At 63.8% G+C, this 16,109-nt stretch carries 17 protein-coding genes and 1 pseudogene; 5 read left to right on the top strand and 13 right to left on the bottom strand.

Annotation, left to right across the window (positions count from 1 at the left end; all coding sequences use genetic code 11):
• Window positions 1-462 precede the first annotated feature (462 nt).
• From GOAMI_RS23110 to GOAMI_RS19560, 4 genes are all read right to left on the bottom strand, one after another.
• Window positions 463-1,002: a hypothetical protein gene (locus tag GOAMI_RS23110; protein WP_157228349.1), complete on the bottom strand. Its 540-nt coding sequence runs from the start codon at window positions 1,000-1,002 to the stop codon at window positions 463-465.
• Window positions 1,003-1,305: 303 nt separating this feature from the next.
• On the bottom strand, window positions 1,306-1,491 hold the full coding sequence (locus tag GOAMI_RS23105) for a hypothetical protein (protein ID WP_157228348.1): 186 nt from the start codon (window positions 1,489-1,491) through the stop codon (window positions 1,306-1,308).
• A 674-nt stretch (window positions 1,492-2,165) separates the two neighbouring features.
• Complete coding sequence (locus GOAMI_RS19565) at window positions 2,166-3,200, bottom strand: GAF domain-containing protein (protein WP_006438326.1); 1,035 nt, start codon at window positions 3,198-3,200, stop codon at window positions 2,166-2,168.
• Entirely contained in the window at window positions 3,197-4,588 is a 1,392-nt protein-coding gene (locus tag GOAMI_RS19560) for a cytochrome P450 (protein WP_006438325.1), read from the bottom strand. The genes GOAMI_RS19565 and GOAMI_RS19560 overlap by 4 nt, the downstream gene beginning before the upstream one ends.
• Before the next feature lie 576 nt (window positions 4,589-5,164).
• Between GOAMI_RS19560 and GOAMI_RS19555 the strand changes: the two genes are divergently transcribed.
• The 4 genes from GOAMI_RS19555 to GOAMI_RS19540 all read left to right on the top strand — a co-directional run bounded on the left by GOAMI_RS19555 (window position 5,165) and on the right by GOAMI_RS19540 (window position 7,756).
• Window positions 5,165-5,767: a ParA family protein gene (locus GOAMI_RS19555; protein WP_006438324.1), complete on the top strand. Its 603-nt coding sequence runs from the start codon at window positions 5,165-5,167 to the stop codon at window positions 5,765-5,767.
• On the top strand, window positions 5,764-6,018 hold the full coding sequence (locus GOAMI_RS19550) for a plasmid partition protein ParG (RefSeq protein ID WP_006438323.1): 255 nt from the start codon (window positions 5,764-5,766) through the stop codon (window positions 6,016-6,018). The genes GOAMI_RS19555 and GOAMI_RS19550 overlap by 4 nt, the downstream gene beginning before the upstream one ends.
• Window positions 6,019-6,102: 84 nt before the next feature.
• Window positions 6,103-7,008 (top strand): DUF2637 domain-containing protein, encoded by a 906-nt coding sequence (locus tag GOAMI_RS19545; protein WP_006438322.1) that lies wholly within the window; start codon window positions 6,103-6,105, stop codon window positions 7,006-7,008.
• Between the two features lie 427 nt (window positions 7,009-7,435).
• A complete protein-coding gene (locus GOAMI_RS19540; protein WP_006438321.1) occupies window positions 7,436-7,756 on the top strand; it encodes a hypothetical protein in 321 nt (106 codons plus the stop codon).
• A 214-nt stretch (window positions 7,757-7,970) separates the two neighbouring features.
• Here GOAMI_RS19540 and GOAMI_RS19535 read toward each other — a convergent pair whose 3' ends face one another.
• The 8 genes and pseudogenes from GOAMI_RS19535 to GOAMI_RS19495 all read right to left on the bottom strand — a co-directional run bounded on the left by GOAMI_RS19535 (window position 7,971) and on the right by GOAMI_RS19495 (window position 15,069).
• Window positions 7,971-8,210, bottom strand: a complete 240-nt coding sequence (locus tag GOAMI_RS19535) for a hypothetical protein (RefSeq protein ID WP_006438319.1) — start codon at window positions 8,208-8,210, stop codon at window positions 7,971-7,973.
• Between the two features lie 47 nt (window positions 8,211-8,257).
• Window positions 8,258-9,396, bottom strand: a protein-coding gene (locus GOAMI_RS19530; RefSeq protein ID WP_085950464.1) for an IS3 family transposase whose coding sequence is annotated in 2 segments (ribosomal slippage) — window positions 8,258-9,126 and window positions 9,126-9,396 — 1,140 coding nt in all. Because the reading frame shifts where the segments join, the coding sequence is not laid out codon by codon here.
• A 947-nt stretch (window positions 9,397-10,343) separates the two neighbouring features.
• Window positions 10,344-10,727: a hypothetical protein gene (locus tag GOAMI_RS19520; protein WP_006438316.1), complete on the bottom strand. Its 384-nt coding sequence runs from the start codon at window positions 10,725-10,727 to the stop codon at window positions 10,344-10,346.
• A gap of 263 nt (window positions 10,728-10,990) precedes the next feature.
• Window positions 10,991-11,944, bottom strand: coding sequence for a tyrosine-type recombinase/integrase (locus GOAMI_RS19515; RefSeq protein WP_040005029.1), 954 nt, complete (start codon window positions 11,942-11,944; stop codon window positions 10,991-10,993).
• Between the two features lie 130 nt (window positions 11,945-12,074).
• Window positions 12,075-13,076, bottom strand: coding sequence for an alkylmercury lyase family protein (locus GOAMI_RS19510; RefSeq protein ID WP_006438313.1), 1,002 nt, complete (start codon window positions 13,074-13,076; stop codon window positions 12,075-12,077).
• Window positions 13,073-13,474, bottom strand: coding sequence for a MerR family transcriptional regulator (locus tag GOAMI_RS19505; RefSeq protein ID WP_006438312.1), 402 nt, complete (start codon window positions 13,472-13,474; stop codon window positions 13,073-13,075). The genes GOAMI_RS19510 and GOAMI_RS19505 overlap by 4 nt, the downstream gene beginning before the upstream one ends.
• A gap of 37 nt (window positions 13,475-13,511) precedes the next feature.
• Window positions 13,512-14,342, bottom strand: a pseudogene (locus tag GOAMI_RS19500) (DUF4158 domain-containing protein); the annotation flags it as partial.
• 166 nt (window positions 14,343-14,508) lie between these two features.
• Window positions 14,509-15,069: a hypothetical protein gene (locus tag GOAMI_RS19495; RefSeq protein ID WP_006438310.1), complete on the bottom strand. Its 561-nt coding sequence runs from the start codon at window positions 15,067-15,069 to the stop codon at window positions 14,509-14,511.
• A gap of 223 nt (window positions 15,070-15,292) precedes the next feature.
• On the opposite strand from GOAMI_RS19495, the gene GOAMI_RS19490 reads away from it, so the two are divergent.
• A complete protein-coding gene (locus GOAMI_RS19490) occupies window positions 15,293-15,769 on the top strand; it encodes a hypothetical protein (RefSeq protein ID WP_006438309.1) in 477 nt (158 codons plus the stop codon).
• 91 nt (window positions 15,770-15,860) lie between these two features.
• On the opposite strand, the gene GOAMI_RS23320 is transcribed toward GOAMI_RS19490, so the two are convergent.
• Window positions 15,861-16,109, bottom strand: a 249-nt coding sequence (locus GOAMI_RS23320; protein ID WP_006438308.1) for a hypothetical protein, incomplete at its 5' end; no start/stop codon positions are given.

Here is a 16,109-nt window from a genome sequence, read left to right as displayed (position 1 = left end):
GGTGCACAAGGGCTGAACCTCAATGACTACATCCAGCAGCTCATCGCTCGCGACGTCGCAGCGGGAGCAGGAGAACAACTCGCGATCTTGGAGGTCCCACTCAAGCAAGCAGGCTGAGAAGAGCTACTCAGACAACTTCAACGAGGAGAGCTTCCCTAGATAGACGAAAACTCCCTAGCTGCCACACCAGGGAGTTCGTCGTAGAGGCCAAGCGCCAACTTGGCTCGGGATCAACCTGGGAAGAATTTCTCCACCCAAATTGAAAGGGTTCAGTCTTTGCCGGACTGCACTCAGGATAGCGCGTACCCACGGTACGGGGCTACTTCTGACATAAGCGTGTCGGTCGACGCGTCGTCTTATGAGACGCGGTGGGCCGAGTTATTCAGGATCTTGCTTGATCCAGGGGTGATTGCTTACGCACTCGCCCCGACTGACCGTGCAAACGAGCCGGTCAAGGTCAATTCAGGCGATGCCGTCGACCTCATGGCTGAAGCCGAGCGAGCAGGTTCCGGTCGAGCGATCTGGGCAGTCGTCGCGCCGCTCAGAGCCGATCTGTTGGTCCTGGACATTGATGAGTGTGCCGACGAGGTGTGGCCGACGATCCGCGATGTAGCAGCAGACGTCGGAGCAGGCATCGCCCATTGCGCGATGTCTGGCCGGCCTAACTGTCTGCACGTGGCTCTCACTGTTCCAACTCGACTCGCCCATGCCCGGCTGATCGAGGTCATCGCCGAACTTCGCAGCCATCATGGTCCCTATCTGTCTGTCGGTGCAGCCATCGACGTTCGTGGTCGTAAACCCATCCGTCTGCCAGGTAGTGCTTCGCTCAAAGGCCACGCGCACTGCACAGTCGTCGACGAGTACACCCTGGCCGAGATCACTGCTATCGCAGCAGCCAAGCGAGCCGCGGATGCCGTCGCAGCGATTCCAACCGCGCCAGCCGTCGATAGTGGCACCGTCGAGCCGTCGCTCCCATTTTCCGCCGAGGACATCGAAAGCCACGGTCTGCAATGGGAATCACCTCGGGCTTGGCGCGCTCGGCAACGGATGTCACCAGCCGACTGGAGGCTGCTCAATGCGACGAACCCCGCGGACCGCTCGCTGGCGGCCACCGAAGCAGCCTGGCTTTTGTGGCGGCATGGCGTCCGATCCTTCGCTGCTGCCCGCTGGTGGTACGAACGTATGCCGGCCTTCGCCAAGTTCAGGGACAGAGACGTCGACTCTCATCGCAAAGCCGGGGGTCGTGGCCCTATGCGGTGGGAGTCCTGCCGGCGGCATTGGGAGTCCGTCGTGCGGCGTGCCCGGTCACACCGGCCTGCGATCCCCGCTGTCGAGCAGGCCGTTATCAACGCGGCGCTGGAAGAAATCAGTTGGTGGCCAGAAGCCGATCTCTCGGCTGCTGCTGCGGTCGTTATCCACCAGCGGTACCGAGACGGGCATGGCATCACTGCCCGACCAGTAGCCCGCCGCGACCTGTCGACCTGGCTGCACCTGTCGGACGGGACTGCAACGAGGACGCTCCAGGAGCTCGTTCGTCGCGGGCTGCTCGTACTCGCCGGGCGCTGGCCTGAAAGCAATCCCCGCCATGCCAATCTTTACAGCCTCGCAATCCCAGCGCGTATTTACCGGGGGAAGGTGGCCCATGACGTCACAAGCCCCACAGTCCCCACCCTCACCCACCCACTCTGGGCACAGGTCGGCCATCACTGCCGCCGCGTGTGGACCCTCCTCACCACCCTCCCCTCCCCCACAACCTCCCGCATCGCCAGCGAACTCGACCTAGCCCCCGGGGACCAGACCTACGGCGCGCTGCGAGTCCTCCACCAGCTCGGGGAACTCGGATTGGTACAGAGGATCGGACGCGGTCGTGGAACGCGTTGGGCGCTGGCGGAACTAAGCCCCGACGATGCAGCGGTGTCCTGCGGTGCGCTCGACCGTGCACGGCAGATCAGCGCCCGAGTAGTCGCGGAGCGCCGATGCTGGCACGCCGAATCTCGCTCGGAGCAGGCAAGGAGCAAGCGAGGTCTGGAGGTCCTGCGGACCAGATTGACCCACGCTGACGCGCTCCCTGGCATGGTGTACTCGCTTTCGGCGGCACGCCACGGGGTACCCACGCATCGGCGAGCGGGGCCAAGGTACCGGCGCGTACCGCGTGAGGTCCCTGGTTAGTCCTCTAAACGAGTGAAGCGGCCGATGTGAAGGAGACTGCCGACCGCTCCCGGATAGCGCCGAATATGAAACCGGACGCGAACCCAATCACCCTCTCGGCCCAGCATTTCGATCACCATAGGGATTTCGAGGTCGTCCTGGCCTGCTTCAAGGACCTTCTTAGCCCGGATGAACTCGTCGAAGAACTCGGGATTGATCAGGTTCCCAGGAAGTCGCGCGTGTGGTTGTTGAGCCAGATGGTGCTCTGTGGCTGATTCCGCGACGAAGAACGGGCGCGGCGAGATCCAGTAGATCAGTGCTGGAACTTCCGGTTCGCCGGGCACACGGCGATACGCCACCAGCACTGTCCCCGTGGCACTTTCGTCACTGGTACTAAGTTTCAGCGCTGTCAGTGGGGCGATCTGCGGCGGTTCGGTGTCCGTCACGTCGTGGAACATTCCGCGCACCTCGGTGCCGTCCGGGCCGGCGCTACTGCGGGCTAGGCCACGCCACGCCATCAGACGTGTGTCGTCGTGAAGAACAGTGAGACGACCTGAAAAGTGGGTACGGGTCCCGTCGTTTAAGCACAGTTCGGCGAGCTCATTGAGGGCATCGAACTGAGCGACTTTGCGGAGGAATTGTCCAGGGTCGCGGTCCTGTCCGAATCCCTCTGGGCTGATAGACGACATCATGTATGACTCGAGTGTGTGTCGAGCTACCAGAGACTGCACATCCCAGTTCACCGACGCGATAGCACGCTCGGGAGTTAAGTCCTCTTCAGGCTTGCCCACCCAGGTCTTGATTCCGTAGACGTCGCCTTCGTATCCGAGTACAGGGCGCATCACGATTCGCCTCGGGCCGAGCCGTCCCTGCTCGACCCGGTCCAACCCCTCACAGGACGTACGGACATCGGCGATGAGGTCCTCGATCTTGTCGAGACCATCGCTGCGTGTCAGTGTTCGCACCGAGGTCCAGTCTCGATGCTCGCCCTCTTTGAAGACGATGGAGGCACTCGGCGCTTGTGCCAACGTCTCAATGAGATACCAGGTCATCTTGTCCTCCCCCGCGGAGTTGCCACGATCCGGAACGGCTCGGGCCTCAGTGTTGCCCGCTCGCGCAGGCGTAGCTCAACTGGCTTATCCATCGTCAGTCTGTATTTCGAGAGTAGCGATGCGATGAGCAGAGTGGTCTCATGGATCGCGAACTGGCGGCCAATGCACGATCGTGGCCCGGTCCCCCACGGCGCAAAGAACTCCGGTGAACTGGCCGTCAATCTCTTGCCTAAGAAGCGATCCGCGCGAAACTCGTCGGCATCAGGTCCCCACACCACCGGATCGCGTTGAGCGGCAAGACTGAGCACGAACACCGCTCTGCCTGCTGGCACTCGGTATCCGCCGAGTTCTTGATCAGACCGGGCAATGCGGAAGAATCCAGGTGCAGGAGGACACAGGCGCAGACATTCGTTGATCAGCGCCTTGACCCGCCGCAACCGGACGACTTCGTCGTAGTCCAGCGCTGTAGCTTCGCTGAGTTCTTCGTCGACTATCAGGTCGCCGACGCTGGGATCGGCGGCGAGATGGTACAGCGCGACCTCCAACAGGGCCGCTGTCGTTTCGTGGCCGGCCGCAAGGAATGTGAGCACTTGGTCACGCACATTCTCGACGGGCAGCAGTTCCTCCGTCTCGGTGTCTCGAGTGGTCAGCATGAGCCCCAAAAGGTCGTCGTTCTGGTCGGCGTCGTCGTTCCGCCGACGTTCGATGATCGAGTCGACGAAACCGCGCACGTAGTTGACATCTCGGCGAATGCCCGGTGCCGCGAGCACTCCTCTAATGGGTCCGATCACCGGGAGATCGTTGGTGGACTCGCTCGCCCAGGCCAAGACTCGGCTTAACGCTGCAACGAACTCGCCCGTCCCCTGCGGGGCGGCGGCGTTGTCCCCGAGCAGTCCCATCGGCGTGGAGAAGCCTGCACGGCCGATGATCTCCAGTGTGGCAGCGGTCATGTCACCGTGTACGTCGACGTCCGGGTCTTCTTTCCACCTAACCGCCAGATCATCCGCCACGGTCCGCATCGCGCGGTGATACGCGCGCATGGCGGCCTGGGAGAAGCCGGGGGTAAGAATCCGGCGAGCTTGCCCCCAAAGCGGGTCGCTGGTTCGGGCGGTGAACAGTCCTGATGTGACAATCTCGCGAAGCTTGGCAAGTGGACCGACGAGGACACGTCCCCACGCCTGCTCGTCGAGCGTCTCCTTGGCAAGCTCCGCTCCCCCAACCACAACAAGACGATCGCGCAACAGCAACCGTTGAAAGATCGGCCCCAGATCCCTGGACAGCTGGGCCTCGTGTTGTGTCGGTCGATGGCGATCGACTGACCTGATATCCCCCAACAGCGGCACACGTCCAGGTGGATGAGGAAGTTCACTAAGTGTCTTCGCGTGCATTGAGCCGAGTCTTCCATGAACCGTGGGACCGATCGACGTTCACAGCCATCTGACTCAGAAACGCCGGAAGCCGCCCGCCACTTCTGCTGTACTGCTGTACTGCTGTCATGACGGCGACGCGCCGAAGGGCGGACCGTTTTGCATCTCGACACGGCCGGTCAGCACTCACACCTCAGGGTGGTGCAACCTTGACGGCAATACAGCAGTACGGCAATACGGCCGCAAGTCGATGTGCGCGGGAGTGAGCGGCTATAGGAGACAGCGATACAGCAATACGGCAATACAGCTTTGCGGCGCGTCGCGTTGAAACGTGGACCAATCAGCCATAACCTCAGCTCAGCTGCCCAACCAACAAACCCGGCAATACGACACCGGCAGCAGCGAGAGCAGTAGTGCTGGCGAGACGGCATTACAGATAGCCAGCAGTACGGCATTACAGATAGCCAGCCAGTACAGCAGTACTGCAGTACAGCAGTACGGCAGGCTTAGTTGGGCCGCGCATCCTGCCAGACGGCAGCCGCCACTACAGCAGTGCGGCAGTACGGCAATACAGCACCAGTGAAAGGGGAGTGCCACATGATCGTGTCGGTTGTGAACACGAAAGGGGGTGTGTCGAAGACGACGACGAGTGTCTTCCTTGCGAACGAACTAGCCCTTCGGGAGCCGGATCGGGAGATCATTCTGGCGGACCTCGACAAGCAGGGTTCAGCCACCGAGTGGGCTGACCGCGCCCAGGACAACGGCGACCCGTTTCCATTCCGGGTTGAAGTGTCGAACATCAAGCGACTGCCGCGCCTGGCGCAAAGCGACGCCGAGGCTGCCATCATCATTGATACCCCGCCAGGGGACAGCACGGTGATCCAGAACGCGATCGAGGCGTCGGACTTCGTCATCGTGCCGACCCAGGCCGCAGGACTCGACCTCAGTCGTGTGTGGGAAACGCTGCCGGCGATCACCACACAGATGTACGCAGTTCTCATCACCTCAGCACGGCTCAATACCAAACTTCTCAACGACACGATCGCAACCTTGGAAGACCAGGGCATTAGTCGTTTCGACACGATCGTGCCCCTTCGTGAGCACATCCGCACCGCGTATGGGTTCCGACCTCCACACGATGGCGCATACGCCGACGTTCTCAACGAAATGCTTGAGGCGCTGAAAGAGGGAGTCGAATGAGTATCCAACGCAACCCCAGAGCCAACCTGGCGCCTCGTCAGCCACTGGTTGCGGAACCGACGCCTGAGCCTGTCAAGGTGCCGGTCTCGTCCACCTTTCAAACCCTCAGTGACTCTCAGGTGAAGCTCACCCATCGGATCGACCGGGATCTCCGTCGCAGGTTCAAGATTGCGACGACCGCCGCTGGCACCACGATGGGCGACGTCATGGAGGAACTGATCACCGAATGGCTACGCAAGAACGAGAGCTGAGTCCGACCCCTGCCAAGAAACGGCCCTGGTGGTGATTGGAGCACCACCAGGGCCTACCGACCAACAGATGGAGCCTGTTGATCTATGCATGACGATACTTCGCGCACCGCCCAGCACAACGAAGGATCACCCAGCGCCGCCAGCATGGCCGGTGCAGTCGTCCTGAGCCTGATCGTCGTTGCCGCCTCTTTCATACTGTCCTTCAGCGCCCTGTCCGAACTGGCAGCCATGTCCGGAGCCATTCCTCAACGACTCACCCCGCTCCTCCCGGTCGTCGTTGACACATTCATCCTTCAGGCCACACTTTGCGCGCTTCTGTCCACACGGCGGGGTGATGCCGCTGGCCGGCGGTATCACTTCGCCATGCTCGCCATCTTCTCCGCGACCTCTGTCGCAGGGAATGCAGCGCATGCCTTCCTCGTCGCCGACCGAGGGGTCACGCACGGGCTTCTGTCTGTGGCCATCGCAATCGTCGCGCCCCTCGCGCTCTTGGCGAGCGTTCACGGCGTCGTGATGCACGTCTGGACAGGGAATCGGGGTGCGGGGGAGAGTATCCCGGTCCCGCCGATGCGAGTACCCGAGCGTCCCCAGGAGGAAGCTGACGACGCTACGAGCTCCGATGCGCAGTGTGCACAGCCCCAGGTCAGCGGATCGGTACAAGGATCGTCGGTTTCAGAAGCGCAGCACACCGCGATGAGCGTGAGCTTTGCCGAGATCGATGGGCAGATCACCGACGCAGACTGGCAGCTAGCGCATCTGGTGTGCAGCCGTGGCCGCGTTAAGCACGGTGCACTCGCCGTCGCGCGCGCACTTGTGTGTGAGCGCCTCGATGCACCGAAAGAGGAAGCCGCCATCTTCATCGGCGCGCACAGAACCACGATCGGGCGATGGCTGACTCTCTCTCAGGAGTGCAGGAGCAACGCACGCGCGCACAACGAGCAGGCGGCGCACTCTGAGCTTGGCGAGCGTGCACTCGTTGATGCTCACTAGCTAGGCTCCGCCACCCCTGCTAAGTCACACATTCCTGTGCTTGGCAGGGGAGGTGGCGGCGTGGTCCGCAATGGAAGGTGTCGAGCGACCCTCTGCTGTACAGCTGTACAGCTGTACAGCAGTACGGCTGCTCTAGGAGGGGATTGTCCTGTTTGATCGTGGCGCAACTGAGACTTCGCTACGATGCGCTGCCGCCCTCCCTTCGGGTCGGTTGCCCTCTGGTATCCGTACCCAGATCGGCGTGAGATCGGTCGGACGACAAGGATTTGGTGGGGGAGTGAAGGGGATGCAATTGAACAAACCCCTGTTCGCACATTAGTTCGACAATGGTCTATTCTGACGGCGGATGGGGTACTGGTCGTCGGGAAGCGGCTGGTGCCCCATCGACGGTTTGAGCAGGGCGTGAGATGGGACTTCGAGGTCGATCATGTTCGAGGGCTGGCCCGACGGGCGGACGCTGCGGGTGTTCGATCCACCACGCCCCGTCGTTGTTGACATGGTGCGCTTCGATCCAACCTCGGGCCGTCCGTACTCAGCCGCACCAGAGGGAGTGTCCCTACGAGTGCGCGCATCTGGTGCGCGGATCGAGGCGGCGATGCCGGCGCGGCAACTCGCCTGGCTCCAGCTCAGCAACGGGCTGTGGCGCGGGATCTGCGAGATGCAGCTCCGAAGTGCCAACCGCACTTCCTCGATGACCATCACGCTCTGGGTGCCGCCCGAAGCGATTCAGGTCCAGGAGGAACAATGAGCGACAACGACAGTGGGGGAGTGACCAGGCGGGTGACTCCGAAGCGCGGCCGAGCTGCTCTATCCGACCTAACTCTCATCGTGCGACCGCCTGGCCGCCCCGCTGACATCAGGGTGTTCGCCGGTGAAGAGGTCGCCGAAGCTGAAGAATATGCGCGAGCCAACGGTAGTGAAGTCGAACGTCTGCAGTAGTCGCTCACGCGACCTAAACGATGTCAGCAGTCGGGAATCTTGTTAAAGATGCCCTCAAGGACTTCGGTCGAGGTCCAGCCTTTGACTCCGGTGGCCCGGTTCGTGCCGTAAACCCAGTTGGTCACAGCGCCATTCCAGCGGCGATCCGGGACGAGGCGCGAGCACTGTGAGTCAAACTTCTGTCCGCGCTGGCCGTGTCCGACGATGGTCGCGTCGATGTCGGCGGCAGTGCGAATGTTGACGCCGTTCTCGATGAAGATCATGGCCGGTCCGGGTGCTGCTGAGGGGGACCCATTCGATGGTCCAGTCGCTATGCGGCTTGAGGTTGGTGGGTCGTGGTCCACTGTAGGGCGAACTCGGCGGGGGTGAGTCCGTGGTGGGCCGAATGGGGTCGGTTGGCGTTGTAGTCGATCCTCCAGTCTTCGATGATGACCCGGGCTTCGCGCAGGGAGTCAAAGCGCCAGGAGTTGAGCAGCTCGTCGCGCAGGCGGCCGTTGAACGATTCGATCCAGGCGTTCTGCCACGGGGAGCCGGGGTCGATGAATAGTGATCCGGTGCCGTTGAATCGGCACCAGTCGTTGACGGCGTGAGCGACGAATTCCGGTCCGTTGTCGAACCGCACGTAGCACGGTGGACCATGTATCAGGGCCAGGCGGTCGAGAACGTCAACCACGCCATCGGCGTTGATGACGCGGTCGACGTGGATCACCAGGGCTTCGCGGGTGAACTCGTCGATCACGTTGAGCATTTTGATGGTTCGGCCGTCGGCGGTGGTGTCGAATTGGAAGTCCATCGCCCAGATCACGTTCGGCCGGATTGGGCACATCGCCCCAACCGCGGTCCCGATTCCGGTGAGCCGTTTCTTCCTGCGGCGCTGGGGAACTCGCAGCCCCTCCTCACGCCACAGGCGGCGGATGCGTTTGTTGTTGACCGTGAAGCCCGCTTTGCGCGCGGCGATCGCGGCGCGTCGCCAGCCCCAGCGGGGCCGGTCGGTGGAAAACCCACGTAGCCAGGACCGCAGCTCGGCTTCCTCCGCGGTGATCGGCGCTGGGTGCAGTCGCATCGTGGAGCGGTGGATGCCCACCACAGCACATGCTCGCCGCTCAGATACCCCGAACCGCTCACGCAGCATCGTCACGGCGCTGCGCTTGCGGTTCGGGGTCAGAAGTTTCCCGACGAAATCTCCTTGAGCATGTCGATATCGAGGGCCTGGTTGGCGACCAACTTCTTGAGCCGAGCGTTCTCAGCTTCGAGTTCTTTGAGGCGTTTGACGTCATTGGCCTTCATGCCCCCGTACTGGGCCACCCAGCGATGCCAGGTCGACTCTGTGACCTCCAGATGCCGGCACACCTCAGCCAACTCCTGCCCGGTCCCGAGGAGCTTGTTGCCCTCGGCCAGCTTGCGGATGATCTGATCCGGCGTATGCCGCCGGCGCTTGCTACCTGCCATGTCGTCGTCGATTCTTCCTGCCCAAACACTCGGGCAACAGAGTCGCACAACAACTGGACCACTACGAAGGGCCCACCTCACTGCCGACGCGGGACCCGCGCCACCGGCAACTCCTCCAGCGACAACCAGGGCCGAGCCGGCGGCAACGAGGATCTTCTTGCTGATGAGATGGCGCATGGCGGGCAGCCTACGTGCCGTTGGAACCCTAGGGTGAATTGAAAGTTGTTGTTACTCTGCCAATTTCGAGGCACTCGGATCGTCAGTTGTTGTGCCCGTGCCAAGTTTGAAGGCCAAGCGAAAGTTCAACTGGTCGACGTCGAAGCTGATTGTGCGTTCACGATGTGTAGCCGCTGCGGAGTGAATGTTGTTATCCCGGTGACAACTTCAGTGCGCGAGTACACGAAGAACCTGGAAGATGATTTCCTCCGTTCGGAGGACACGACCGTCCCGCAGTAAGCGGCTCAGTGTGGGGAGGTGGTCCCGGCATCCGATCCGGTTCCTGGGCTCGTCTGGTGGTTTCTCCGGTTGAGGGAAGCCTGTTGCCGGCCAGCTGTGCATCGAACGATCTCGCCTCGGTCCTTTAGGGAGATTCGGCAGGTCCATCCATCGGTGACTTCGAGTGGATTGCTGGTCATGAACCCGTCGACACTGGACATGTAGGTGTCCGCGGCCCGTTTCGCGGCTGCGCAGTCAACGCCTGGGCTCAGCGGCACGATGTCCAAAATGCCGTCTGGTCCCCAGGTCACCCCGCAGCTACGGTCTCCGATCCATTTAGGAGGCGGGGGAGTTGCAAGCGTTGTGACGGGTGGTGGGTTCGTGGACGACGAGCGGCTGGCGCTCCATGTGGAGTCCTCGCCGTCGCTACAGCTGGTCGCGATTAACGCCACGGCGGCCAGGCCGCCGCAGAGCGGTCCGAGTCCGAGTCTGAGCCGTTCCATCGGTGTGAGTCATTTCTCGAGGTTGGGTGCTTGGTCGCTGCTGTTGGCTTCCGAGTTCGGTGTCTTGGCATGGCGGGATTGCAGCATGTGAAGGACGCCGATCAAATTGGGAAGGATGATAGCGACGGCAAGTGCCGCCCAGTGCGATCCGCTCATTCCTGTGCTGTCGCTGGGGGTATCGCCGCCAATCGCGGTGAACAGGCCCTGAAGGTTCGGCCACATTGAGTAGACCAGCAAGCCGAACGACGGGTAGCCGACGAGCACCAGGAGCACACCGTACTTTGTGGCCGGATCAGCTGGGCGTTTACCGCGTGGCTGACGGTGGGGTTCGCGTGGTTGACGGTCGGAGCGGGGCCGGTAGATGAACAGGGCGAGCAGGAAGGCGAGGATCATGAGTAATACATGGCCTACGGTTATCGACATTCCTGGGCCTTCCGCTGTGGCGGCTCTGTTGTGCCTGGGTGGTGTGCGTCTGATCCTGCCCGAGTCCTATGACAAGGGGGCTGGTCCTCCGTCGACTCGACTAGGTCGATGTCAACTATACGCGACATGCAACCTAGGCCGGAATGGGGTTCCGGCAGTAATGGCGCAAAAAACAACGAAGTTCGCGTAGCGCCTGGTCAGCGGGTAGACGGACGAGCCGTTGTTGGTGGCCGCTATCGGTGGCTGCGGTCGGGACCGAGGAGGCTGGTGATTCCGCGCATGGCTGCCGGTGAGGGTTTGAAGTAGCGGCGCAGGTTGTCGGGTTTGCGGTGGCGAGACTTGGCCATTAGCTCGAGCAGGCTGGCTCCGGCCTCGCCGAGATGCGTCAGGCCAGAATGCCGGAGTTCGTGCAGGTCCCAGCCGGTGCCGGGGCCATTCGTCGCTGTGGCGGCATCCAGCACGGCGCGGGCCTGGCCGTAGGACAGCCGTGCCAGCCCGGTGTCGGGGCAGATGTCCCGGTCGGCGGCGGCCTTGCCGGGGCCCGGTCGGCGGTGGGTGACGAACAGCGGTCCGCGGGTGCGGCCCTTGGTGAGGCGTGGCAGAAGCCGGGCGGTGCCCGCATCCCAGTACACGAGCTCGTGCGCGTACTCGTGGTAGGTGGCACCGCGGCGGCGGGTGCGGGGCTTGGCGCCCTTGGACTTCACCAGGCAACACCGCCCGGCCAGATCGAGGTCTTCGATGTTGACCTGGAGCAGTTCCTCGGTGCGGGCGCAGGTTTCGTAAAGCATCCGCCACAGCGTCTTCTCCCGGATGTCGATGTCGCGGCGGGCGATGAGCCGGTCGATCGCGGTGCGCGAGTGCACCGGGGTGGCGGAGTCCGGTGGAGTGGAGCGTTTCACCCAGGCCGGGACCGCCGGGGTGGTGTGCCCGTGCTCGCGGCACCACGCCAGCCAGGACGCGACCGTGGCGCGGCGGGCGTTCCAGGTGTTGACTGCTGAGGAGCCCCACAGGGTTTCGAGGGTTTCGCCGATCTCGTCGTCGGCGACGTTGGCCAGCGGCCGGGTCTCGCCGAGCGTGGCGGTGGTCTTGTCGACGGCGATGGCGTAGGAGCGGCGGGTGTTCGGGGAGTGGATCGAGTCGAGGAAGCTGTCGCCGGCGGCGCGGACGGTGATCCCGGACGGCAACATTGTGACCTCCCTGGCCTGCTTGCCACAGATAACAGGGCCGCTTCGCGCACCGCCGGAGCGGAGTCGTCGCAGGCCGGGTTTCATGGTGCCACAGATAACAGGGTGTTATCTGTGGCACGCCCGGGTGCGGTCAGCTGTGCAGCAGGTGCCCGAAAATGGTGGTGCCGAGGTGGTGGGCGTCGGGGAGTTCGACGATAACGCCGCCGATGCCGGGGTGGGTGTCTGCCCAGCCCTGGGCGCTGGCGCGGTCGGTGAAGAAGTTGAGGTAGTGGCAGCAGGTGTCGGCGGACGGGCCTGGGCCGGCCTGTGCGCCGACGAAGACGACCGTGGTGGCCGGGTCGGCGGTGACGTGCCCGCCGTCAACGGTGACCGTGATCGGGTCGGCGGTCACCGGGTCGGCGGAGGTGATCGTCACCGGCGTGTCGAGCATCGCGGCCATACCGAGCGCGTCGACCGCGCACATGGCCGAAACCGTGGCTCCACCAGCGATCCGGACTCGATGCGGCGTCGGTGTGGCCGAGAATGGATACGCCGCCGCGATGCTCCCGGTCGCGTCGAGGCGGACGATGTCGGCGTCGTGCAGGCGGCGCAGTAGCTGCTCGACCGGCACGTCGGGCCCGGCGGCCATCTCGGTCAGATCGTCACCGGTCGGCGCCTGCCCATCGGTGGCGAAGGCACGCAGGATCGCCTGGTGCACAGCCTTTTCGGTGGGGTCTGCCGGTTGCGCGGCGGCGCGCCAGGCGCGGAGCACTGTTGCCGGAGATTCGGCGGCGGGTGGGGTGCAGCATGAGGATGCGGTGTCGTCCCCGAGTGCCGCGGTGCCGTCCGGGACGAGCCGCAACGCGGCGCGCAACGCGGCGACCGAGGGTGCGCCGTCGAGCCGCCCGGTGTCGGAGGGGTAGAGGCGGCACGACAGGCTCGGGACCTGGCCCGGCGTTGCGAACGGGTCGCAGCCGTCGACCAGCAGGGTGGGTGATCCGGTCATACCCGCGGTGGCGGCCCGGCCGGGATCGTCAATCACACGGCGGGTGATCTCGAGCTGCACCGGCTGGCCGGCGGTCGCCTGCCGGATGCGCTGTTCGAGTACCGCCACGTTGGGGCAGTCGGGGACCTGGAGGATTTCCAGTTTCACGGGTGGTCTCCTTCGTGCAGCGAGGTCAGGATCGGACAGGACCGGCGGTTGCGGGGCAGCTCGCACGTCGCGATCAACTCTGCCAGCGAGCCGCGCATGCGCTGCAGGTCCGCGATACGCCGTTCCAGCTCGGCAACCCTCGACTCGGCCAGTGCGCGGGCGGTGTCGCAGTCGTCGGGGCCGCCGTCGGCCAGCCGCAGCAGTTCGGCGACCTCGTCGAGGGTGAACCCCAGCTCCTGGGATCGTTTGACGAACCTGACCACCGCGACCGCCTCGTCGGGGTAGCTGCGGTAGCCTGCCGGGGACCGCGCCGGTCGCGCGAGCAGACCACGGCGCTCGTAATAGCGCAGGGTCTGCGCGTTGATCCCCGCCCTGGCTGCCAGCTCACCGGTCCGCATGCACACATTCTCAACCCTGTACCCGAGTACAGGGTCAAGGCCGCGCAGCCGCCGGATCCCGGCGTTCCAAGGCTTGGCCCGTCAAGCGTCGGCCCACAGTCGCCAGGAACCGCCGCCGCTCCGCCGGCAGCACCGACATATCCAGCTCATCCGCGCCCAGGTTGCGCAGGAACACCAGCTTCTCGACCTCGGCCTTCACCGCGGTCGCCGACGCCTCCACAGGGCCGGTCGACAACCACCGCAACCGCGACATCCCGATAGACGGGTCGACGACCAGCAACGCATCCAGTTCCTTACACCGCTGCGGCGTGAACTCGCGCGCCAACCGATCATAGGTCTCCCGCTGCGCCTGCGTGCGAGCATGCGCGACCCGCCGGACCACCGTGTCCGGGCCCGGCCGGATCACCCGCGCCGAGATCAGGTACTCACACGCCAGCCGGAACAACAGAGTCGGCGAATCGTGCTCCATCGCCCGCGCCAGCAGGAACTCATCCAGCTCCTTCAACTCCATCGACCCGGCAGGCCGCCACCCCAGATACTGGGCCACCAGCCGCACATGCTCGGTCCGCGTCTGCGCCCGCTTGCCATACGAACGAAGCTGCACCGCATCGACATTCAGCTGATCCGCCAACCGGGCCACCGCCACCGGCGGCGCCGACGACACCTTGTCCGGCACGAACCCCAGCCACGGCAAGGTGCACAACGCCACCGCCAGGCCCAGACGGACCGCAGGGCCCCTGCCCTGCGGAGCAACGAACGCCAGATCCGCCGGGGTCAGCGTGAAGTACCGGAACAACTCCTCACGACTGATCTCCGGGAACTCCCGCAGGCGCTGCAACTCCTCGTCCGCGAATACCCGCGTCGCCACGAACCCCAGCCTCCAAAACGCCGACCAACCTCATCGGCAGCCAAGCCAAGCACCAACCACCCCGGCCCGCAGCCCGAACCGAGAAATCACCGCCGACCAGGCGCTACGCGAACCTCGTTGTTTTTTGCGCCATTACTACCGGGACCCCGGAATGACCCGACAACGCTCACGTGCGGTCTTTCCAGCGCTCGTTTGCTGCTTGCCGGGTCATGCCGGTCGCCGCGCCGATCTCGGCCCACGAACGGCCCAGTCGACGGGCCTTGGCCACCGCGGCGTCGAGTTGTGCGTCGGCGTCCCTGCGGGCTGTGACCGCCGCCCGGATCTCGCCGTCGACGTCGAGCGGGTCAAGATGCTCACGCCGCCACACTGCTGTGGCGGCCGCGGCGACCTCGGCTCGCACGCCGACGTCGAGGTCAGCGTCTGGGGCGAACACACGATGCCGGGCCAGGTCCTCGAGGGAGGCTGAGGGCACCCGTGTCCACTGGACGGGATCGGTCCAGGATGAGCCGTCGGAACTGTTCGAGCGGCCGCAATGGCACCGCAGAAGCCAGCCGACAATCTCGGTCGACGGCCGCAAACGATCCTCGCTCGAGGTTCGGCCCCGCTCAACGATCTCGTAGTCGGCGCCGTCGACCATGGTCGATGCGTGGCTCTCGGCGCCGTCCTCGAATACCGCCACCAACGCCGCCTCGTGCAAATGAGTGTCGGTCTCATGTATCCAACCCATGCTGGTAGGGTACACCCGAATGTCAGGATGCCCAGACGCTACCCGAATCGACGTCAGGCTTACCTGACATAATCGCTATTATCGGCGAAATGCGTTGTGGGACAACGGGTTACGTCACCAGTGACGTAACTGTACATGCATCACGTTTTCTGGCTAGGCTCGCGACACCGAATGTCATACGTTCTGCCTATGCTCGCTTCGTGGAACTGGCCGGACTCGAAGCGTGCTGCTCGGACAACCGAGCCACTTTCACGGGATCGACTTTGCCCGAGTGGAAACCGGCGTTCGGCTGCTAGCGTCGAACCTTGTGAAACGATTAATAGCGGGGGCGTTGATCGCCGGAGCAGCAACTTTCGGACTGGTCGCCGGTGCCGGCGACTCTGACGCGAAGATCAAAGAGGGGCGCTACAAGCATCAGCTCCTCATGTATGGCGTCGTGCCGACACCTGAGTCGAATGCTCGGGTCATCGGAAACACCTACCAGCAGGACTACTACGGCGTCGGCCCGGCAAACGTGTATCAGTACTCGATCCGGCCGACGAAAAACGGTGGCGTGGCTAGCTATTCGTCGCACCCGGCCGTCGAGTGGTACTACCGGACCGAGTATCGCCGAACCAAGAACGGCTACGTCGGCACGACGTACAACTTCGGCGTGCCCATCGGCAACATGCTCCTCAAAGAGCAGCCGAAGGGTCGCTGACTAGCGTCTGACAAACCACCAATCGCCGCGTCCGACAGGCTTTGTCGGACGCGGCGATTATCGTTTGGACTCGCGAGTGCTCGCCATCTCTCTACGGCGCGGGGCCAACGGGGCCGGCGTTTTGGTGCTCGGCGGCGACCACATCCTTCAGGGCATCGACGGGGACCAGGCCGCAGGCCTCCCCATCCAGTCGCCACGGTGGGCGGCTGAACGACGCGCACCACGCAGTGCTCAGTCCCCGCTCCAGATCGGATTCCCAGCGAACACGCAGCGTGAGGCGCACTTTGGCCCCGCCCTGTCGGTAGGGAAACTCATATACCGCAGTATGTCCAGACTCCTG

Source organism: Gordonia amicalis NBRC 100051 = JCM 11271, assembly GCF_000332995.1.
Taxonomy (GTDB): Bacteria; Actinomycetota; Actinomycetes; order Mycobacteriales; family Mycobacteriaceae; genus Gordonia; species Gordonia amicalis.
Note: the sequence above shows the minus strand (reverse complement) of the source record. Positions and strands in the feature narration are given on the sequence as shown.